This is a genomic window from Campylobacter sp. RM19073 (genome assembly GCF_024723495.1).
GTDB classification, from domain to species: domain Bacteria; phylum Campylobacterota; class Campylobacteria; order Campylobacterales; family Campylobacteraceae; genus Campylobacter; species Campylobacter porcelli.
The window spans coordinates 181,383-201,257 of record NZ_JANQCT010000001.1 but is presented as its reverse complement, the minus strand read 5'-3'; the positions used below and the strand labels follow the sequence as shown (position 1 = coordinate 201,257).

Annotated in this window: 20 protein-coding genes; 15 read left to right on the top strand and 5 right to left on the bottom strand. The window is 33.5% G+C overall.

What is annotated here, in order from left to right:
* Positions 1–70: 70 nt before the first annotated feature.
* The 15 genes from CSUIS19073_RS01035 to CSUIS19073_RS00965 all read left to right on the top strand — a co-directional run bounded on the left by CSUIS19073_RS01035 (position 71) and on the right by CSUIS19073_RS00965 (position 15,545).
* Entirely contained in the window at positions 71–1,297 is a 1,227-nt protein-coding gene (locus CSUIS19073_RS01035; RefSeq protein ID WP_086242110.1) for an argininosuccinate synthase, read from the top strand.
* A 17-nt stretch (positions 1,298–1,314) separates the two neighbouring features.
* Positions 1,315–2,376 carry a tyrosine-type recombinase/integrase gene (locus tag CSUIS19073_RS01030; protein ID WP_086242109.1) on the top strand — a complete coding sequence of 354 codons (1,062 nt, stop codon included), beginning with the start codon at positions 1,315–1,317 and terminating at the stop codon, positions 2,374–2,376.
* A gap of 12 nt (positions 2,377–2,388) precedes the next feature.
* Positions 2,389–3,576, top strand: coding sequence for an FtsW/RodA/SpoVE family cell cycle protein (locus tag CSUIS19073_RS01025; RefSeq protein ID WP_086236716.1), 1,188 nt, complete (start codon positions 2,389–2,391; stop codon positions 3,574–3,576).
* Positions 3,573–4,577, top strand: coding sequence for an undecaprenyldiphospho-muramoylpentapeptide beta-N-acetylglucosaminyltransferase (gene murG, locus CSUIS19073_RS01020; protein ID WP_086242108.1), 1,005 nt, complete (start codon positions 3,573–3,575; stop codon positions 4,575–4,577). The genes CSUIS19073_RS01025 and murG overlap by 4 nt, the downstream gene beginning before the upstream one ends.
* Positions 4,578–4,740: 163 nt before the next feature.
* The gene (locus CSUIS19073_RS01015) at positions 4,741–5,037 is read left to right on the top strand and encodes an HU family DNA-binding protein (RefSeq protein WP_086242107.1); all 297 of its coding nucleotides are present in this window, start codon (positions 4,741–4,743) and stop codon (positions 5,035–5,037) included.
* 97 nt (positions 5,038–5,134) lie between these two features.
* Complete coding sequence (locus CSUIS19073_RS01010; RefSeq protein ID WP_086242106.1) at positions 5,135–5,380, top strand: RNA-binding S4 domain-containing protein; 246 nt, start codon at positions 5,135–5,137, stop codon at positions 5,378–5,380.
* The gene (tsaE, locus tag CSUIS19073_RS01005) at positions 5,364–5,756 is read left to right on the top strand and encodes a tRNA (adenosine(37)-N6)-threonylcarbamoyltransferase complex ATPase subunit type 1 TsaE (protein ID WP_086242105.1); all 393 of its coding nucleotides are present in this window, start codon (positions 5,364–5,366) and stop codon (positions 5,754–5,756) included. The genes CSUIS19073_RS01010 and tsaE overlap by 17 nt, the downstream gene beginning before the upstream one ends.
* Positions 5,749–6,477, top strand: coding sequence for an LPS export ABC transporter ATP-binding protein (gene lptB, locus CSUIS19073_RS01000; protein ID WP_086236711.1), 729 nt, complete (start codon positions 5,749–5,751; stop codon positions 6,475–6,477). The genes tsaE and lptB overlap by 8 nt, the downstream gene beginning before the upstream one ends.
* A complete protein-coding gene (locus CSUIS19073_RS00995; protein ID WP_086236710.1) occupies positions 6,477–7,715 on the top strand; it encodes an RNA polymerase factor sigma-54 in 1,239 nt (412 codons plus the stop codon). Before lptB ends, CSUIS19073_RS00995 begins: the two co-directional genes overlap by 1 nt.
* Before the next feature lie 50 nt (positions 7,716–7,765).
* A complete protein-coding gene (gene aroB / locus CSUIS19073_RS00990) occupies positions 7,766–8,800 on the top strand; it encodes a 3-dehydroquinate synthase (protein WP_086236709.1) in 1,035 nt (344 codons plus the stop codon).
* Complete coding sequence (locus CSUIS19073_RS00985; RefSeq protein ID WP_086236708.1) at positions 8,797–10,350, top strand: mechanosensitive ion channel domain-containing protein; 1,554 nt, start codon at positions 8,797–8,799, stop codon at positions 10,348–10,350. The genes aroB and CSUIS19073_RS00985 overlap by 4 nt, the downstream gene beginning before the upstream one ends.
* Positions 10,347–11,591: a tRNA (N(6)-L-threonylcarbamoyladenosine(37)-C(2))-methylthiotransferase MtaB gene (gene mtaB, locus CSUIS19073_RS00980; RefSeq protein WP_086236707.1), complete on the top strand. Its 1,245-nt coding sequence runs from the start codon at positions 10,347–10,349 to the stop codon at positions 11,589–11,591. The genes CSUIS19073_RS00985 and mtaB overlap by 4 nt, the downstream gene beginning before the upstream one ends.
* Positions 11,578–13,242, top strand: coding sequence for an AAA family ATPase (locus CSUIS19073_RS00975; RefSeq protein ID WP_086242104.1), 1,665 nt, complete (start codon positions 11,578–11,580; stop codon positions 13,240–13,242). Before mtaB ends, CSUIS19073_RS00975 begins: the two co-directional genes overlap by 14 nt.
* Positions 13,232–13,759, top strand: a complete 528-nt coding sequence (gene mog, locus CSUIS19073_RS00970) for a molybdopterin adenylyltransferase (RefSeq protein WP_086236705.1) — start codon at positions 13,232–13,234, stop codon at positions 13,757–13,759. The genes CSUIS19073_RS00975 and mog overlap by 11 nt, the downstream gene beginning before the upstream one ends.
* A gap of 37 nt (positions 13,760–13,796) precedes the next feature.
* The gene (locus CSUIS19073_RS00965) at positions 13,797–15,545 is read left to right on the top strand and encodes a DUF262 domain-containing protein (RefSeq protein WP_086236704.1); all 1,749 of its coding nucleotides are present in this window, start codon (positions 13,797–13,799) and stop codon (positions 15,543–15,545) included.
* Between the two features lie 119 nt (positions 15,546–15,664).
* Here CSUIS19073_RS00965 and CSUIS19073_RS00960 read toward each other — a convergent pair whose 3' ends face one another.
* The 5 genes from CSUIS19073_RS00960 to rplI are packed head-to-tail and all read right to left on the bottom strand — an operon-like array spanning position 15,665 to position 19,855.
* A complete protein-coding gene (locus CSUIS19073_RS00960; RefSeq protein WP_086236703.1) occupies positions 15,665–16,681 on the bottom strand; it encodes a bifunctional 3,4-dihydroxy-2-butanone 4-phosphate synthase/GTP cyclohydrolase II in 1,017 nt (338 codons plus the stop codon).
* The gene (gene era / locus CSUIS19073_RS00955) at positions 16,682–17,560 is read right to left on the bottom strand and encodes a GTPase Era (protein ID WP_086236702.1); all 879 of its coding nucleotides are present in this window, start codon (positions 17,558–17,560) and stop codon (positions 16,682–16,684) included.
* Entirely contained in the window at positions 17,557–18,873 is a 1,317-nt protein-coding gene (gene hslU / locus CSUIS19073_RS00950; RefSeq protein ID WP_086236701.1) for an HslU--HslV peptidase ATPase subunit, read from the bottom strand. Before hslU ends, era begins: the two co-directional genes overlap by 4 nt.
* 2 nt (positions 18,874–18,875) lie before the next feature.
* The gene (hslV, locus tag CSUIS19073_RS00945; protein ID WP_086236700.1) at positions 18,876–19,412 is read right to left on the bottom strand and encodes an ATP-dependent protease subunit HslV; all 537 of its coding nucleotides are present in this window, start codon (positions 19,410–19,412) and stop codon (positions 18,876–18,878) included.
* Positions 19,412–19,855 carry a 50S ribosomal protein L9 gene (rplI, locus tag CSUIS19073_RS00940; RefSeq protein WP_086236699.1) on the bottom strand — a complete coding sequence of 148 codons (444 nt, stop codon included), beginning with the start codon at positions 19,853–19,855 and terminating at the stop codon, positions 19,412–19,414. Before rplI ends, hslV begins: the two co-directional genes overlap by 1 nt.
* Positions 19,856–19,875 lie beyond the last annotated feature (20 nt).

Sequence of the window (19,875 nt, the reverse complement as noted above, 5' to 3'; positions counted from 1 at the left end):
CAAATATATAAAATATCAAATCTTAAGCATATTTTGGCTAAAATACTCCATTTTATTTAAGGGAGTAAAAATGAAGGCAAAAGATGTCAAAAAGGTAGTTTTGGCCTATAGTGGCGGACTTGATACTAGTATAATTTTAAAATGGCTACAAGATGAGTATAAGTGCGAGGTTGTCACATTCACAGCTGATATTGGTCAAGGTGAAGAGGTAGAACCAGCTCGCGCAAAGGCTATTAGCCTTGGTATAAAACCTGAAAATATTTTTATCGAAGATTTAAAAGAGGAGTTTGTAAGAGATTTCGTATTTCCTATGTTTAGAGCCAATGCTATATACGAAGGCGAGTATCTACTAGGCACATCGATTGCTAGACCATTAATAGCTAAAAGACTTGTTGAGATAGCGGCAAAGACTGGGGCTGATTGCATTAGTCATGGCGCTACAGGCAAGGGGAATGATCAAGTAAGATTTGAGATAGGGGCTTACGCTCTAAATCCAAATATCAAAGTTATAGCACCTTGGAGAGAGTGGGATCTAGATAGTCGTGAAAAGCTTTTAGCATATGCTTCAAAGCACGGAATAGATATAAGCAAGAAAAAAGGCAAATCCCCATACTCAATGGATGCAAATTTACTTCATATCTCATATGAAGGATTGATTTTAGAAGATCCAAATAACGCTCCAGAAGATGATATGTGGCGTTGGACAACAAGCCCAAAAGATGCTCCAAATGAAAGCGAAATCATAGAAATCACATATAAAAATGGCGACCCAGTAGCATTAAATGGCAAGGAGTTAAAAGCTAGTAAGATGCTTGAAGAGCTAAATAGACTTGGGGCAAAGCATGGAGTTGGCAGACTTGATATAGTTGAAAATCGCTATGTAGGTATGAAGAGTCGTGGATGCTATGAGACTCCAGGAGGCACAATAATGCTAAAAGCACATAGAGCCATTGAGAGTATAACTCTAGATAGAGAAGCAGCTCATTTAAAAGATGAATTAATGCCAAGATATGCAAAATTAATCTATAATGGATATTGGTTCTCTCCAGAAAGAAAGATGCTACAAGCCGCAATCGATGAGAGTCAAAAACATGTAAATGGCATAGTAAGAGTGGAATTATATAAAGGCAATGTGATAATAATTGGTAGAGATAGTAAGAGTGATAATCTATTTAACGAGGCTTATTGCACATTTGAAGAAGATAGCGTATATGACCAAAAAGACGCAAATGGCTTTATCAAATTAAATGCTCTTCGCTTTATCATCGCTGGTAAAAATGGTAGAAAAATTGATTAATAAAGTTTTACTAAGCCATGAAGTATAAGTTAGATTATAAAGATAATTTTCGAAGCTCTATGCTATTTTGGCTTAGTAGATATGTAAAATATAAGTTAAATTCCCTATCAAACAAAGAGCTAAAAGATCCAAAAGCCCTAGCTAGTGTAAATTTTGCTTTAACTAAAGGTGTGAAGGATATTGAAGAGCTAGATGGCTTAGCTAAGGTTGCTAGAAATGCTGGTTTGACTGGGATAAACACATATTTTAACCCCCTTAAAAAGATATATGAGACTCTAAATTATTATGATCTTGAGAGTCTCTCTCAGATAGATGAAGAGCTATTAAGCGAAGTATTAGCTAGTGCTACTGGCTCACTAAGCGATGCAAGTAAGAAAAATTATAGGATAGCAGCTATCAATTTTTTTAGTTATCTAAGTAAGCAAAATGAAGAGAATGGCAAATCTCATATCTTTGATATCGAGCTTAAAAATTGGGGTGGTATCAGCGGAAAGCAAGGGGCTAAACTACCTGAATTTATGGGCGAAGACGAGGTAAAAAAATTTATAGCCGCTATCGATACGGCTGAATTTAAGAGTAATACGCATAGAAATAGACTTATTATAAAGATTATTGTTTTTACTGGAATTAGAGTTAGTGAAGCAATAAATTTAAAACGAAAAGATATTAGCCAAGAAGGGGATTTATATATTATTAGGATACGAGGCAAAGGCAATAAATATAGAGTTGTGATGGTAAAAAAGCATTTGATTGATACGCATTTAGATGCTATAGCTATTAATTATATAAATCAAGATGGCTATATATTTGTCAATCGCAATGGCGGGAAGCTAACTCAAGCTTATGTAAGTAGGATTGTAGAGCAAATTTTATTTCAAGCTGGTATTAGAAAAGGCAAAAATGGTGCTCATATGCTTAGACATACATTTGCTACAATGCTATATAAAAAGCAAAAAGACCTAGTCTTAGTCCAAGAAGCTTTAGGTCATGCTAGTCTTGATACTTCTAGAATTTATACACATTTTGATAGCGATAAACTAAAGCTAGCCGCAAAGGTAGCTGAAGAGCTAAATGATTAGTGATGGAGAAATATGTACGAGGTTGATTTTAGGCTATTTTATACCTGTGTTGTGCTTATTACTATTGGTATGATATTTTCGCTATCGCTACCAGCTTTTACCGTGCTTTATTATGATTTTTCTAGTTATCACTTTTTTATTAGACAGTTTTTGGTAGGGGTTGTTGGAATTTTTATTATGTGGAAGCTTTCGCAAATTGACCCAGATAAGAGATGGATCGGCTCACTTACATCTTTTGAAGTGATAGGATTTACGCTATTTTTTGGCTCATTTTTAGCAATGATTATAATGCAGTTTTTGCCAGCTTCGCTTGTGCCTATTACTGGCGGGGCTAAGCGTTGGATAAGATTTGGCCCTATCTCTTTATCTCCTGTGGAGTTTTTTAAAATTGGATTTGTGTTTTTTTTAGCTTGGAGCTTTTCAAGAAAGCTAGATCACAATAAAAAGCGGCTAAAAGATGAATTTATGTTACTTTTTCCATATTTTATTATTTTTGCTATTGCTGTATTTTTGATTGCGATTTTACAAAAAGATTTAGGTCAAGTGGTGGTTTTAGCACTAACTTTGATAGTCTTAGCTACATTTGCTGGTACTAGTAAGAGATTTTTTGGTTTATTTGGTCTTGCTGGGGTAATTTTAGTCTTTTTTGCTATTATAACTCAGGAGCATAGGATTAGGAGATTTCAGTCTTGGTGGGTTACAAATCAAGATTTTGTATTGTCATTTTTACCAGCTAGTATGGCTGATATTTTACGGATAAGTGGAGCAGAGGAGCCATATCAGATAGGCCACTCGCTAAATGCTATATATCATGGTGGATTTTTTGGTGTGGGGCTTGGAAATGGGACATTTAAGCTTGGATTTTTAAGCGAAGTTCATACAGATTTTGTATTAGCTGGAATCGCTGAAGAGCTTGGATTTATCGGTATTTTTGGTATTACTTTGATAATGATATTTGCAATTTATAGGATACTTAAAATTTCATCAAGAAATAAAAATAGAGTTTATCATCTATTTAGTTTAGGGGTTGGGACGATTATTACGATGGCGTTTTTAATCAACTCATATGGTATTACATCAATTACGCCTATTAAAGGGATTGCGGTTCCTTTTTTGAGTTATGGGGGTAGCTCTATTTTAGCACTTTGTGTAGGAGTTGGAATGGTGCTTATGGTTAGTAAGAAAGCAGATCTATCATGATAGCAATTACAGGTGGCGGGACTGGTGGACATTTAGCTATTGCTAAAGCGTTTGCTAATGAGCTAAATTCGCGTGGCATTAAGACGATATTTATAGGCTCAAGTAGCGGACAAGATAGAATGTGGTTTGAAAATAGTGATATATTTGATGCTACATACTTTTTAAATAGCAGTGGTGTGGTAAATAAGCGAGGTTTGGGTAGATTAAAATCTTTAATTAATATACTAAGTTTATCTTTTAAATGTAAGCAAATTTTTAGTACTCATGGGGTTAGCTTAGTTATTAGCGTGGGTGGATATAGTGCAGCTCCAGCGGCATTTGGTGCGATTATGTGGGGTAAAAAGTTATATATTCACGAGCAAAATGCTGTGATTGGTAGGTTAAATTTAATCCTTAAGCCATTTGCTAAGGGGTTTTTTAGCTCATATTTTGAGCCAAAATTTAGCTATCCTGTTGATGAGAAATTTTTTAAAACAAGAAGAGTTCGAGAAAATTTAAAGACAATTTTATTTCTTGGTGGCTCACAAGGGGCGAATTTTATCAACTCATTAGCTGTAAATTTGGCTAAAGATTTAGATAAAAATGGGGTTAAAATTATCCATCAATGCGGTCAAAAAGAGTATGAGATAATTTGTAAAAAATATGAAGAAATTGGCGTAAAAGCTGAAGTTTTCCCTTTTAGTAAAGATATTGAGCTTTTTATGAATAGAGCTGATTTTTGCATTAGTAGGGCTGGAGCTAGCACTATTTGGGAGCTTTGTGCAAATGGCTTACCTACACTTTTTATACCATTTCCGCACGCTGCAAATAACCATCAATTCCATAATGCTAAATTTTTACAAGACCAAGACGCTGGAATGATAATAGAGCAAAATAAGATAGATAAAGATAGTTTAATAAATATAATTTATAGCATAAATTTAAAAAATATATCGCAAAAATTAATATCTTTAATAGATAAAGATGGTGCAAAAACCATTATTAACTCAATTTTAAAATAGTAAAAAGATAGTGAATTTATGGCTATTTATACTAAATTTAAAGTCAAAACTATATAAATTTAGTATAAAATGGCTTGTTTTTGCGTAAAAATAGGCTAAACTCTTGAATTTAGCGGTAAAATAGTGTAGAATTATATTGCAAATTTCCACATAAGGATTAATAATGACAAAATCAGAATTTGTAGGCCTAGTAGCTAATAAAGCTAGCTTGACAAAAAAAGACGCAGAAGCTGCACTTGATGGTGTGCTTGAAGCAATTAGCGAAGTGCTAACAAAAGGCGATAGTGTTACTTTTGTCGGTTTTGGTACTTTTAGCGTAACTGAAAGAGCAGCCAGAACGGCTAAAGTTCCAAGCACTGGTAAAGAAGTTAAAGTTCCAGCTAAAAAAGTTGTTAAATTTAAAGTTGGTAAAAACTTTAAAGATGCAGTTGCTAACTGCAAATCTTGCAAGAAAAAATAATCCCTTGCCCTCTTCAAATGAAGAGGGAGCTATCTCTACTATATAAAATATATAAATTAAAATCAAAATTCAGCCAAATTTAGCTAAAATAACTCCTATGAGAGTAGATAAATTTTTAAATACAGTAAATATCACTAAACGCCGTGCAATTAGCGAAGATATGTGTAAAAGTGGCGTAGTAAGCATAAATGGAGTTGTAGCTAAGCCTAGTAAAGAGGTGAAAATCGGCGATAAGATTACGATTAAATTCCTAGTTAAAGAGATTAGCTATGAAGTATTAGCTATCCCAACGACCAAATCAATCCCAAAAAGCGAGCAAAGTAGCTATGTCAAAGAGATTTAAACTCGGTTTAAATGAGCTTAATAGCCTTATAAAAGAGCTACCAAATAGCGGAATTATCGCTCTTAGGGGAAATTTAGCTAGTGGTAAAACTACACTTAGCAAGGCAATTATAAATAGTTCAAATTTAGTTACTTCGCCAACTTTTAGCATAATGCAAGAGTATGATGGAGTGTATCACTATGATATATATAGCGGTGGCTTTAAAGCATTAAAACAAAATGGATTATATGAGAATTTATATGAAGATGGACTTCATATAATTGAGTGGGCAGATGATGAGCTACTTGAGTTTGCTAAGACAAATGGGCTTGATGTGTGTATTGTGGATATTGAAATTTGCGGTGATGAGAGAATTTATGAGGTGAGTTATGCATAGCTTAGAGGTTAGAAATTTAAAGAAAAATATTAAAAAAACCAATATCATAAATGGGGTTTCGCTTGAGATTAAAAGCGGTGAAGTAGTGGGGCTCTTAGGGCCAAATGGAGCTGGTAAGACCACTACATTTTATATGATTTGTGGGCTTATTTTGCCTAGTAGTGGCGAGATTTTACTTGATGGAAATGATATTACGGCCAATCCTTTACATAAAAGAGCGATGCAAGGAATTGGATATTTACCTCAAGAAAGCAGTATTTTTAAAGATTTAACAGTAGAAGAAAATCTCATTTTAGCAGCACAAATTCTATATAAAGATGGTAAGATCATAGATCAAAAAGTAGATGAGATGCTAAATTTATTAAATATTGAACCTATTAGGACTAGAAAAGGGCTTAGTCTAAGTGGTGGAGAGAGGCGTAGATGTGAGATTGCTAGAAGCTTGATGATAATGCCAAAATTCTTACTACTTGATGAGCCATTTGCTGGGGTAGATCCGATTGCTGTGGCTGATATTCAAAGTATTATAAATGATCTTAAAAAATTAAATATTGGAATTTTAATCACAGATCACAATGTGCGAGAGACTTTGGCGATCTGCGATAGGGCTTATGTGATTAAAAGTGGAACTTTGCTAGCTAGTGGAAGCGCAAAAGATGTAGCCAATAATAATTTGGTTAGAACTCACTATCTTGGCGAAGAGTTTAAATTGCTAGACTAATGAAACTCTCTCAAAAGCTCACCGCTAAAACTAAATTAAATCAAACTCTTCGCAGCTGGTTGCCTATTTTACAAGCTTCTGGTGATGAGCTAAAGGAGACTTTAGAGCCATTTTTAGAAAAAAACCCATTTGCTCAGCTAGAGCCAAATCCAAAAAGTAGATCTATTAATTTTTATAACGATCTATATAAAACTAGCATAAGTGATGCGATAGAATCAAACATAATTTATAAAGAGAGCCTTTATGAAAAGCTATATAATCAAATCGATGATAGATTGTTTCCTTCTCAAAAGTCCAAAGAGATAGCAAATTTGATTATTGAGTCTATTAGCGATGAGGGTTATTTTGAGTGGAGTGATGAGAAATTTGCTAATTTTAGCAAGGAGGAAGTTGAGAGAGTTCGTGCTAGATTTGCCTATTTAGAGCCTATTGGAGTTGGGGCTGTGGATTATAAGGAGAGTTTTATATTTCAGCTTAATGATCTATGCGATGATGATGAGATATATAGGCTTTGTGTTGAGATTATAGAAGATTTTGAAAATATCAGTAAATTTACAAAACGCAAAAATTATGACGCCGCTATGAGTATAATAAAAAAATTCAAAAACCCCCCGGCAATAGAGTATATGGATAATGATATATTAGTTATTCCTGATATTTTTGTTTATGATAATGATGGTGCGATAGAGGTGGCTGTAAATGATGAATTTTATCCACATATTAATATTGATATAGATGGAGTTGATGAAAAAAGCGAGTTTGTATCTAGTAAAATCAAAGAGGCAAAGGATCTAATCGATGCATTAGAGATGCGTAAATCCACGCTTTATAAGATTGGCTTAATGATAATAGAATATCAATATGACTACTTCTTTGGCGGAGATATAAAGCCGATGAAGTTAAAAGATATTGCTGATGATTTAGGCAGAAATCCATCTACTATTAGCCGTGCGATACAAAATAAATTTCTAAGCTCCAAACGAGGAATTGTCCCACTGAAAAATTTCTTTACAGCAGCAGCAGCAAAAGAGGTATCAAATGCCGCTATTAAGGAGTTTTTGCTAAACTTAATTAAGAATGAAAATAGATTAAAGCCTTTAAGCGATGAGGCGATTTTGGCTATGATTGAGAGTGAATTTGATATAAAATTAGTCCGCAGAACTATAACCAAATATCGTAAAATGCTAAATATTGCTAGCTCAAGTGAGCGTAAAAAATTATACGCAATTCAAGGTTAATTAAAGAGTAATTAAAGGTGAGTTGGATAAAATCAAAAAAAGGATAAAATATGCAAATTGATATAAATTTAGATAAAAATAGTTATAAAGTCTATATAGATGAGCTTGATAAACTCAAATTTAAAGGCAAGGTATCTATAATTACCAATTCTAAGGTTGGCGGACTATATTTAGCTGAAATTTTAGATCTAATCGAAGCTGATGAGAAGTATGTTATCACCATTGCAGATGGGGAAGAGTATAAAAATATGGCCACCATACAAAGCATTTTAGAGCAGCTCTTTGTCAGCCGTTTAGATCGCTCTAGCACTATAATAGCCCTTGGTGGTGGAGTGGTTAGCGATATGAGCGGATTTGTGGCTAGTATTTATGAGCGTGGGATTGACTTTATCACTATTCCTACTACGCTTTTAGCTCAAGTAGATGCAAGTGTAGGTGGTAAAACCGGCATAAATAATAAATTTGGTAAAAATTTAATCGGTAGCTTTTATCAGCCCAAAGCAGTCTATTGCCAAAGTAAATTTTTAAAAAGCCTACCTAGTCGTGAATTCGTAGCTGGCATAGCTGAGGCGATTAAGATGGCAGTTATGTTTGATAAAAAGTTTTTTGAATTTTTTGAAAGTTGTGATATAACAAATCAAAGCGATTTAACTAAAATTATTAGGCGATGTGTAGAGCTAAAAGCGATGGTTGTCAGCCAAGATGAGCGTGAGAAGGGCTTAAGAGCGGTGTTAAATTATGGTCATACATTTGCTCATGTGATAGAAAATGAGCTAAATTATAAAGGTCTTTTACACGGCGAAGCAGTGGCTGTAGGAATGAATATGGCAAATAAATTAGCAGTAAATTTAGGGCTTTTGAGCGTTAAGGAGCTTGATAGAATAGAGAATTTACTAATCAAATTTAACCTTCCAACAAAGTATAAAATAAAAGATGAATACGCATTTTATGACGCATTTAACCTAGATAAAAAGAGTGAAAATAGCGTGATTAAATTTATTCTTCCAAATGGAATTGGAGCAAATACCATAAAAAGTGATATATCCAAAGAGCAAGTAATTGAAGTTTTAAGGCTATTTAAATGAGTAAAATCATAGCTTTTTTAATATTTTTTACCACCATTTTAATGGCTGGCGATCAAAATCAGCTAAATGAGAATATAAATAGATTAGATACAGCCTTAAAGAGCAATATTTGGCTGATAAAATATGCTAATTATAACACTTATCAAAATCTACTATTAGAGTTAGAACAGGCTCAAAATCAGCTAAAAAATAGTGATAAATCCACTCAAAACTATGAAGAAGCTAGTAGCAGAGTGGCTAGTTTAAAAGAGCAAATTGAGCTTTTAAAAGAGTATGAGCGATCTCCATTTCAAAATATGTTAGCCGTGCCTGATATTGAAGAGGAGTATAAGATCACAAATCCAATTGCTATAATCGGCGGTTTTTCATATATTAAGCGTCTTAAGGGGCAAAAGGCTGAGTATTATAGTCGCTTAGCACAACTTGAGGTGGCTGTGGATATTCTTAGTAAAAAGCAAAATTTACTCCAAGAGATTTATGACGCAAATAAAACTACAGCAAACTATACAAATTTAGTTGAGATCAATAGAACTTTAAGCGAATTTAATATAGCCAAAGAGATTGCTACAACTACATTTGGAGTATATCAAACTAGATTAGATGAGACTATTAACCGTGCTACTGATAGCCTAACATCGCAGATTAAAGAGACTTTAACTATATTTTTTACCATTCTTATTGTTATTTTGATTGGATTTTTGCTTAAATATACAGCTAAAAAGTATCTTACAGATAATCAAAAATTCTACACAATAAATAAATTTATAAATGTTGTTAATTTTACTATTATTATATTTATTTTGCTTTTTGCGTATATAGAAAATGTCAGCTATATGGTAACTATCCTTGGTTTTGCTTCAGCTGGTTTGGCTATTGCTATGAAGGATATGTTTATGAGTCTTCTTGGATGGAGCGTGATTATCTTTGGTGGGACATTTCATGTGGGTGATAGAATTCGTGTAAGATACCAAAATGGCGATTATGTAGGCGATATTATCGATATTAGTCTGCTTAGAATGACAATTTATGAGGATATTACGCTAACTACATATAAGGTAAATCGCCGAAGTGGTAGAATTATATTTATACCAAATAACTATATATTTACAGAGCTAATTGCTAACTACACTCACAGCGGTATGAAAACCGTGTGGGATGGAATCGATATAATGCTAAGCTTTGATAGTAATCATAAAAAGGCTATGCATATTATTAAAAATATAGCAAGAAAGTATTCAAAAGGCTACACTGATATTGCCAAGCAACAGATGAATAAGCTTAGAGATCAATATAATATTAAAAATACTAATGTAGAACCTAGGATATTTAGCTTTTTTGAGCCTTATGGGATTAATATTAGTGTTTGGTATATGAATAACTCATATGGCACACTAGCTCTTAGAAGCACTATTAGCGCCGAGATAATAGAGGCTTTAAATGCTGAAAATGATATCAAAATCGCATATCCTACTCAAACTCTATTTATGGGTAGGCACTTTGGTAAAATCGAAAACAAACAATTAGAATTTAATAAGGAAAATTTAGATTGAGAGTATATTTTAAAACATTTGGATGCCGCACAAATATCTACGATACCGAGCTTTTAAAAAGCTATATTAAAAATTATGAGATTATAAATGATGAGAGCTTAGCTGATATAATTGTGGTTAATTCATGTACAGTTACCAATGGCGCTGATAGCGGAGTAAGAAACTATATAAATAGTATGCGAAATAGTGGTAAAAAGGTTGTTTTGACAGGGTGTGGGGCAGTTAGCAAAGGCGATGAGCTATTTAAAAATTCAGCTATTTTTGGAGTTTTGGGTGCGAGTAATAAGAGTAAAATAGATGAAATGCTAAGCAGGAGTGAGCCATTTTATGAGCTGGGTGATCTAAATTTTATTGATAAAAATATAGTAAGCAACTATGAAAATCACACTAAGGCTTTTATCAAAATTCAAGAGGGCTGTGATTTCTCTTGTAGTTATTGTATTATCCCAAGTGTGCGTGGTCTTAGCAGAAGTATCGATGAGAGCGTGATATTAAATGAGGCTAGAATTTTAGCAAATAATGGATATAGCGAAATTGTCTTAACTGGGACAAATATCGGTAGCTATGGCAAAGGAGGCTCTACTACTCTTGGTAAGTTATTATCAAATCTTGGCAAAATCAATGGAATTAAGCGAATTCGCCTTGGTAGCATAGAGCCTAGTCAGATCGATGAGAGCTTTAAAGAGATATTGCGTGAGCCGTGGTTAGAGCGGCATTTGCATATCGCACTTCAGCATACTAGCCAAGATATGCTAACTATAATGAATCGGCGAAATAGGGCGCTTAGAGATCTGGATCTATTTTGTGAGCTTAGCTCGATGGGATTTGCACTTGGGACGGATTTTATCGTTGCTCATCCTGGAGAAACGCCAAAAATTTGGGATGAAGCCTTAGAAAATTTCATTAAATTCCCACTTACTCATATCCACGCTTTTATATTTAGTCCAAGAAATGGGACGAAATCAGCCACAATGGCTATAGATGTAGATCCTAAAACCGCTAAAGAGAGATTAAAAACCCTTCAAAATATAGTTGCTGATAATAACTATAAATTTAGGCAAAATAACTCTAATAAGCCTTTAAATATTTTAGTTGAGAAACGCTGCGATGATGATATTTATGAAGGTTGGGATCAATATTATAATAAAATAAAGATAAAAAGCCCTAAAAATATATCAAAAGAGTGGATAAATATCTCAGATTATGAAATAATGCAGGAATTTAACTATGCTAAAATTTAATCAAATAAAACTATCTAAATTTAACAAAAAATCCATCATTGTAGCTGCTAGTTTGGTTTTGGTTTTGCTATTTGCAATTGCTATATTTCGCTCAATGCCTAGCAAAATTACCCTATTAGAGTATGATAATTATCTCCAAGCTGGTGCCATACAAAATGCTATAATTGATAATAACGAAGTGATAATAAAAACAGAAAATAGAAGCTTCATAATCCCAAAAGAGATGATAAATTTAAATGAATTGGGTCAAAAAGTAGCTGTAGAGATAAGTGGCGATGGCTCATTTATATGGATTTTTCTTATTCTAATTATATTTGGTGTAATGGCATTTATGGCATTTAAATTTCTACCACAGATAGCAAGGCTAGAGCCTAAAAGTAAAAACGCAGAGCTAGCTCAAAATATCACAAATCAGATTACGCCAGTAGTATCAAATGTCTCATTTGATGATGTCGCTGGTATAAAAGAGGTTAAAAGTGAATTAATCGAGATAGTGGATTTTTTAAAAAATCCAGCTAAATATGCAAATTTAGGTATTAAAATGCCAAAGGGTGTCTTGATGGTTGGCTCTCCTGGAGTGGGTAAAACCTTAATAGCAAAGGCTGTAGCAGGGGAGGCGAATGTGCCGTTTTTCTACCAAAGTGGTGCTAATTTTGTTCAAATTTATGCTGGAATGGGGGCAAAGCGGGTGCGTGAGCTATTTAGCATGGCTAAAACTTATGCCCCAAGCATAATATTTATCGATGAGATTGACGCTGTTGGCAAAGCAAGGGGTGGCAATAGAAGCGATGAGAGAGAGGCTACTCTTAATCAGTTGCTTACAGAGATGGATGGATTTTTAAGTAGTAGTGGCGTGGTGGTGATCGCTGCTACAAATAAGATTGAGATGATGGATGAAGCGCTACTAAGAAGCGGGAGATTTGATAGGAGAATTTATGTAGGTCTGCCTGATATTTCAGATAGAAGCGATATACTTAAAATGTATTTACAAGATAAAAAGCATAGCGTAGATATAGATATTGTAGCTAGAAATACAACTGGATTTAGCGGTGCGTCGATTGCGACTTTAGTCAATGAAGCGGCTATAAATGCTTTAAGAAATGGTAAGGATATTATAACTAATGATGATTTTAAAGCTGTGGAAAATAGGGTAATTGATGGCAAAAAGCCACTTCATAGCTTAAATCAAAATGAGAAGCAAATCCAAGCCATATATCAATCAGCAAAAGCCCTTATGGCTGAATATTATGGTATTAATTTTAATCAAATTTCACTTTTAAATGATAAATTTACTCTAGGAGATACATATTTAAGCTCAAAAAGCGATCTTTTAGGACTTATAAAGGTGCATTTAGCTGGTATTTCAGCACTGAATTTAATAAAAGGCGAGTTATATACTAACTCCAAAGATGATTTAAAAATCGCTAAAAATATTGCTAAAAAAATAGTAGATGAGTATGCGATGGGAGAGAAAATCATATCTAGCGATGATGAAATTAGCAAACTTTTAGAAGATATACGAGCTCAAGTAGATGATTTGGTTGCTAAAATGAGAGCCGAGATAGAGCTATTATCGGCATTTTTAATAGAGAATGAATCAGCTAGCAAATCAGATGTAATAATGATAATACAAAGGATAAATAATGGCTAAAATAGGGGTTTTAACTCTAAGTGATAGGGCAAGTGCTGGAGTGTATGCTGATGAGAGTGGCGTGGCTATTAAAAATTTATTAAAAGAGTGGATAGTAGGGGATTTGGAGTTTATTTATAAGGTAATTCCTGATGAGTATGAGCTGATAAAATCTAGCTTAATAGAGCTATGCTCACAAGGGTGCGATATTGTATTTACCACTGGTGGGACTGGACCAGCCCCTAGAGATGTAACCCCTGAAGCGACCAAAGCAGTGTGCGATAAGATACTTCCTGGCTTTGGCGAGTTAATGCGTAGTGTGAGCTTAAAATATGTCCCAACAGCGATTTTATCAAGGCAAATTGCTGGTATCAAAGATAAAACTTTAATAGTAAATCTGCCTGGCCAACCAAAAGCGATAAGAGAGTGTTTAGAGCCGGTTTTTCCAGCTATTCCATACTGCCTAGACCTAATAGGTGCTGCGTATATAGAGTGCGATGAGAGTAAAATAAAGGTATTTAGACCAAAGAAAAGGTAGATTAAACTTTAAAATTTAAGTTATTTAGGAGGATCAGATGGCTGAAATGAGAGCGGAAAGAAAGAGTATTTTTGAGTATCTATCAAAAAATAAATTTTTAATCCCTATGTATCAAAGGAATTATGTTTGGAGCGAAGATGAGTGCGAACAGTTATGGGAAGATGTTTATAATTTCTTTGAAAATAAAGAAGAAGATGAGGAGTATTTTTTAGGCTCTGTGGTAATTTATAAGGAAGATGGCAAACAAAACATTATTGACGGACAGCAAAGAACGACAACTTTATGTTTATTTATTCGTGCATTATATGAAAAAGCAAGAGGGCAAAATGGTATCGATAAGCTAAAGGATAATTTAGCTTCTTGTCTTTGGGATATAAATCCCTTGACTGGAAATATTGATTTTGATAAAGTGCATTTTAAAAGTGAAGTGGCTACAGATTTAGACAATCAAAGCTTAGAAAATATTTTTAAAGATAACTTAATTATTGATAAAGAGAGTAAAAAATTATCTTTATATGAGAAAAATTTTATATTATTTCAAAATAAAATTGATGAATTAGCAAAAGACAAACCTACAGAGTGGTTTAATTTTTGTTTATGTTTATTGCAAAATTGTGTAATTTTGCCAATTGAATGTGATGGTCGAGATAAAGCTTTAAGAATTTTTAATACATTAAACAATAGAGGTGTCTCCTTAAGTCCAGCTGATATTTTTAAAGGCTTGATTTTTACTAATAAAAATGATAAGGATAGAATGGAATTTGCAAAAGAGTGGAAAGCTTTAGAAAATCAAATTCAAAACTCAAACTATCTTAAAAAAGAAGATGTTAGTTTCTTATTTACTCAATATGAGCACATTATTAGAGCGGAGCATGGTGAAGTTGATACAGTTATTCCTGGTGTGCTTGAGTTTTGGACTAAAAAAGATAAAGAGAACTCTAAAAATAAAAGAGTAAATTTTGCCGCGAATGAAGATTTATTAAATAAAGAAGAAACTTTTGAATTTATTAAACAATTGGGTGAGTTTTGGTGTAATCCTTATAATTATTTAAATCCAGAAGCTAAAAAATATTTTGCGATTTTAAATACCTATCAAAATAGATTATGGCAGATGGTTGTAAGTGTATGTTTTTATAAGGATAAAAATGATGAAAATAAGGGTATTTTCGATAAAATCTTACCACAACTTGTAGCGTATAATGCATTAGGGCTTATATATGGAAAGGGTGGAAGTTCTGGATTATTCTGGGGTCTTATGAAAGCAAATGTAAATATTATTAAAGAAAATAAGATAAAAAATATTTTTGAGTCGAGTATAAATTTACCAGATTTAAAAATGCCATCATTAGAAAATTTTATAGACTTTTCAAAAAAAGCTAGACCACAGCAAATTCGCTATATTTTATCTCTTTATGCTATTTTGTATAACGAAAATCAAGTAATGCAATGGAATAAAGATAATAAAAATTATAGTTTAGTAAAGGCAGAGATTGAGCATATTTTTCCTAGAAATTGGCAAAATACAAATTATAATGGTTGGGATGAAAAGGAGGCTCAAGAGTATTTAGAACAGGTTGGTAATAAAATGTTTTTGGAGAAAAAGTTAAATATTCAGGCTGGAAATGGGTATTTTAATAAAAAGAAAGAGATATATCAATCTTCTTATTTTATAGAAGCACAAGATTTAGCCGCAAGTCCGCAAGAGGATTGGTTAAAAGGCGATATCGAAAATAGAAATAAGCAAATTTATGATGCATTTAGTAAATTTTTTACCAGTGTGTTTTAAGAATTTTTATTATAATAAGATTTTATCTAGTTTTTAAATTTGCTAAAATCTAGTTTAAATTTATTAGAATATTTATAGTTTTATAAATATTCTAATATTATAACTTTCAAGTGATTTTATTATGATTTTTGTCCCAAAATATTAAGCCCAAAACCTTTGATAGCTACAAACTCCTTAGATTCGCTAGAGCTTAAAATTTTAATATCGCTTGCCCCAAAATATTTTAAGATTTGAGCACCTATACCATAGTTTTTAATCAAGCTACCATCATCTTCATTACCAGCTAAAAATATTAGTATCCCACCATCTTTATCAAGCAAATCTATATGGGAGATAAATTCGCTAAATTTATGCGAATTTAAAAGCTCAATATCATCTTTAATCTTATGAAATTTGACATTTGTTGTATCTTTTATATCGCCAAAAATAAAAGCGTAGTGGGTATTGCCTAAATGATCCATAATGCTATATTTATTTGCATTTTTACCAGCAATTTGAGATTTGCCAAGCTCACTAACACTAATTAATTTCTCATGGTGGAGCCTATACTCGATAATCTCAGCAATGCTAACCATATTTAATCCAAATTTATCGCAAAATTTCTCTAAATCATCACGCCTAGCCATCGTCCCATCGTCATTTACTATTTCGCAAATTACCGACACAGGTGCTAACCCAGCCAACCTACATAGATCTATACTTCCTTCAGTATGTCCAGTTCTTTCTAATACCCCGCCACTTTTAGCAATAAGAGGAAATATATGGCCAGGTCTTACAAAGTCTCCAGCCCTTGTAGCACCATCTACTAGCATTTTGATTGTCATATCTCTCTCATACGCACTAACTCCAGTTGAGGCTTTTTTGGCGTCAATACTAATGGTAAAAGCTGTATCATGAGAGCTAGTATTTGCCCCAACCATCGGATATAACTCAAATTTATCAGCTAACTCCTTGCTAAGTGGAGTGCATACAACGCCCTTAGCATGAGTAATCATAAAATTTACCTTTTGAACATCGCTAAATGCGGCCGAAAATACAATATCACCTTCATTTTCTCTATCTTCATCATCTACCATAACTATCATTTTACCATTTTTTATGTCTTCTATGGCCTTAAGAACCCTTTGAAATCCCATTTAATTTCCTTTTATATCTAAATATTTTTTAATACTATTTTCATTTGTATGCCAATTTTTATCCACTTCTACGCTTAATTTCATACAAACTTTTTGATTATTAAATTTACTTATAATTTTACGAGATACAATTCCAATCCGCTTAATTGTAGCCCCATTTTTGCCTATTAAAATAGCCTTATGATGGTTATTATCAGTAATAATCTTAGCTTGAATTTCTAAAATATCGCCATTTTGCTTAACCTTTGATACCATAGCATCAGAGCTATATGGAATTTCTTGGCTTACGCACTCAAATATCGCTTCTAAGATAAAATCTTTATATATATCTTTTTCATTTGTTGTAGTTATATATTCAGGATCATAGTAGTGTGGATGAGTAGGTAAAAGCGGCATAAGTGCGTCTAAAAATATCTTACGATAAGCTTGTTTTTTGATTGTTATTGGGATAATAGCTTGAAAATTATTAGAGTATTTTTGATACTCATTTAGCTTTTCAAATAGCTTATCTTGGGTAATTTCATCTATTTTTGTAAGTGCGATTATGTGGGGTAGGGGGCTATTTAAATTTAAGAATTTTTCATAATTTTCTACACCATCAAACACACTTGCTACAAAGACAGCCGTGTCCGCATCGCCTAAGGAGCTTATAGCACTTTGGATCATAAATTTATTTAACGCCTTGCTACTATCGTGTAATCCTGGTGTATCTATAAATATCGCTTGGTCATCTCCATGCATTACAATGCCTAAAATCTTACGCCTAGTAGCATTTTGCTTATGTGATACCATCGATATTTTTTGATTTAGCAAGTAGTTTAAAAGACTGCTTTTACCAGCGTTTGTCCTACCTATTAAGGTTACAAACCCACTTCTCATAATATATACTTTGCTCTATCTTCATCTTGGCAAATTTCGCCCAATTTCTCATCTACAAGCTCTTTAGTTACTATAAATTTTTGCCCCTTATAAATATCAGCATCAAAGCTAATATCCTCAAGTAGCTTCTCAATCACAGTATGTAATCTCCTAGCACCGATATCTTCGACTTTTTGATTGGTATTTTGTGTTAATTTAGCAATTTGTCTAAGAGCCTCATCATCAAATTCAAGCTCTACATCTTCTACGCTTAGTAGGGCTTTATATTGATTTAAAAGCGAATTTTTAGGTTTGGTTAAGATCTCGTATAGAGCGTTTTCATCTAAGCTATCAAGGCTTACACGAAGTGGAAATCTCCCTTGTAATTCAGGGATTAAATCGCTTGGCTTAGACATATGAAATGCACCAGCAGCGATAAATAGGATATGATCGGTCTTGATAGTCCCAAATTTAGTAGATACATCGCTACCTTCTACAATAGGCAAAAGATCTCTTTGAACTCCTTCTTTGCTAGGGTCTTGGCGAGTTGAGCTACTTACGGCTACTTTATCAATCTCATCAATAAATATAATCCCCTCATTTTGCGCTCTTTTTAAAGCTTCAGATTTGATACTTTCCATATCCAAAATCTTCTCACTAGCCTCATTTTTTAAGCTCTCTTTGGCGTCTTTGACCTTCATATCTTTTTTAACTTTTTTGTTTGTAATACCAATAACTTTGATAAAGCTCTCTTGCATAGCAGCCATATCAGGTGGCAAATTCGCTCCAGCTTCAAAGCTCGATTGATCCACCTCAATCTCAATAACCAAATCATCAAGCTTACCATCTCTTAGCTTTTGCTTCATCTTCTCATAGCTGATTTCATACTGCTCTTTTTTCTCATCAGTTGCTCCATTTGGTAGTGGCGGAAGGAGCTTTTCTAAAATTCGCTTTTCTATATACTCTTCTATTTTATCGCTATTTCTATCTCTGTGCTCTTGTTTTACTAAATTTAGCGCCGCCATAGCTAGGTCTCGTATCATAGACTCCACATCTCTACCTACAAAGCCAACTTCAGTATATTTACTAGCTTCTACTTTGATAAATGGCAGCCCAAATAGCTTTGAGAGGCGTCTTGCGATCTCGGTTTTACCAACGCCAGTAGAGCCTATCATCAAAATATTTTTAGGCACTATATCATCTTGAATACTACTTGGTAGTTGCATACGCCTATAGCGATTACGAAGTGCGATAGCGATAATCTTTTTAGCGTCATTTTGACCAATTACATAATCATCTAAAAATTTTACTATATCTTTTGGTGTTAAATTCATCTTTAATCCGTTAATGTATAAGTTTTTATATTTGTATTAGTATAAATACAGATCTCTCCGGCTATTTTAAGGCTCTGTTTTACTAGCTCTTCGCTACTAAGCGAGCCAAATTTATCCAAAGCTCTAGCGGCTGCTAAAGCGTAGTTACCACCACTTCCAATGGCTGCTATCTTGCCATCTTCTGGCTCAACTACATCGCCAGTACCACTAAGCAAAAATATATGCTCTCTATTTAGCACTAGCATCATAGCCTCTAATTTTCTTAAGACCTTATCTTTTCTCCACTCTTTGCTAAATTCCACAACGGCTTTTAGCAAATCCCCCTTAACCCCATCTAAAATTCGCTCAAACATATCAAAAAGATTAAAAGCATCAGCAGTAGAACCAGCAAATCCAGCTAAAATTTTGCCATCATATAGCTTTCTTATCTTTACAGCATTGCCCTTTAAAATAGTAGAACCAAAGCTAACTTGACCATCTCCGCCGATGACTGCAGCATCCTTGCCTCTATAAGCTAAAATTGTAGTAGCATGAAACATCACTCACCTACTACTTCAATCTTAAATTTAGCGTGAATTTGGTGGGTTAATTTAATTGAAATTTCATGCTCTCCAGGGGTTTTGATATTATCGCATTCTAGGGATTTTTTATCGATTTCATAGCCTTTTTGCTCTTTTAGGGCTTTAGCTATTTCATCTTTTGTGATACTGCCAAATAAAGAGCCATTAGCTCCTAATTTTGTTTTTATAGTGATTTTAACCCCAGCCAACTCATCTTTTAACTTCTCATTTTGATTTATCTCATACTCTTTTATTTGAGCTTCATTTCTCTTAGCGGCTTCCCACTGCCTTAAAACCGCATCCGTAGCAGCCTTAGCGTAACCTTTGCCTATTAAAAAATTATTGCCATAGCCATCCTTTACCTCTTTTACCTCTCCTGCTTTTCCTAAGCCTTTTACATCTTTTATTAGTAGTACCTTCATATTTTTCCTTCTTGATTTGG

Coding starts and splice junctions, on each gene's coding strand:
- CSUIS19073_RS00975 (WP_086242104.1), top strand. CDS start 11,578: ATGCTAAAATTTAATCAAATAAAACTATCTAAATTTAACAAAAAATCC.
- lptB (WP_086236711.1), top strand. CDS start 5,749: ATGCATAGCTTAGAGGTTAGAAATTTAAAGAAAAATATTAAAAAAACC.
- tsaE (WP_086242105.1), top strand. CDS start 5,364: ATGTCAAAGAGATTTAAACTCGGTTTAAATGAGCTTAATAGCCTTATA.
- CSUIS19073_RS01030 (WP_086242109.1), top strand. CDS start 1,315: ATGAAGTATAAGTTAGATTATAAAGATAATTTTCGAAGCTCTATGCTA.
- CSUIS19073_RS01035 (WP_086242110.1), top strand. CDS start 71: ATGAAGGCAAAAGATGTCAAAAAGGTAGTTTTGGCCTATAGTGGCGGA.
- CSUIS19073_RS00985 (WP_086236708.1), top strand. CDS start 8,797: ATGAGTAAAATCATAGCTTTTTTAATATTTTTTACCACCATTTTAATG.
- rplI (WP_086236699.1), bottom strand. CDS start 19,855: ATGAAGGTACTACTAATAAAAGATGTAAAAGGCTTAGGAAAAGCAGGA.
- CSUIS19073_RS00960 (WP_086236703.1), bottom strand. CDS start 16,681: ATGGGATTTCAAAGGGTTCTTAAGGCCATAGAAGACATAAAAAATGGT.
- CSUIS19073_RS00995 (WP_086236710.1), top strand. CDS start 6,477: ATGAAACTCTCTCAAAAGCTCACCGCTAAAACTAAATTAAATCAAACT.
- murG (WP_086242108.1), top strand. CDS start 3,573: ATGATAGCAATTACAGGTGGCGGGACTGGTGGACATTTAGCTATTGCT.
- era (WP_086236702.1), bottom strand. CDS start 17,560: ATGAGAAGTGGGTTTGTAACCTTAATAGGTAGGACAAACGCTGGTAAA.
- aroB (WP_086236709.1), top strand. CDS start 7,766: ATGCAAATTGATATAAATTTAGATAAAAATAGTTATAAAGTCTATATA.
- CSUIS19073_RS01025 (WP_086236716.1), top strand. CDS start 2,389: ATGTACGAGGTTGATTTTAGGCTATTTTATACCTGTGTTGTGCTTATT.
- CSUIS19073_RS00965 (WP_086236704.1), top strand. CDS start 13,797: ATGGCTGAAATGAGAGCGGAAAGAAAGAGTATTTTTGAGTATCTATCA.
- CSUIS19073_RS01015 (WP_086242107.1), top strand. CDS start 4,741: ATGACAAAATCAGAATTTGTAGGCCTAGTAGCTAATAAAGCTAGCTTG.
- CSUIS19073_RS01010 (WP_086242106.1), top strand. CDS start 5,135: ATGAGAGTAGATAAATTTTTAAATACAGTAAATATCACTAAACGCCGT.
- hslU (WP_086236701.1), bottom strand. CDS start 18,873: ATGAATTTAACACCAAAAGATATAGTAAAATTTTTAGATGATTATGTA.
- hslV (WP_086236700.1), bottom strand. CDS start 19,412: ATGTTTCATGCTACTACAATTTTAGCTTATAGAGGCAAGGATGCTGCA.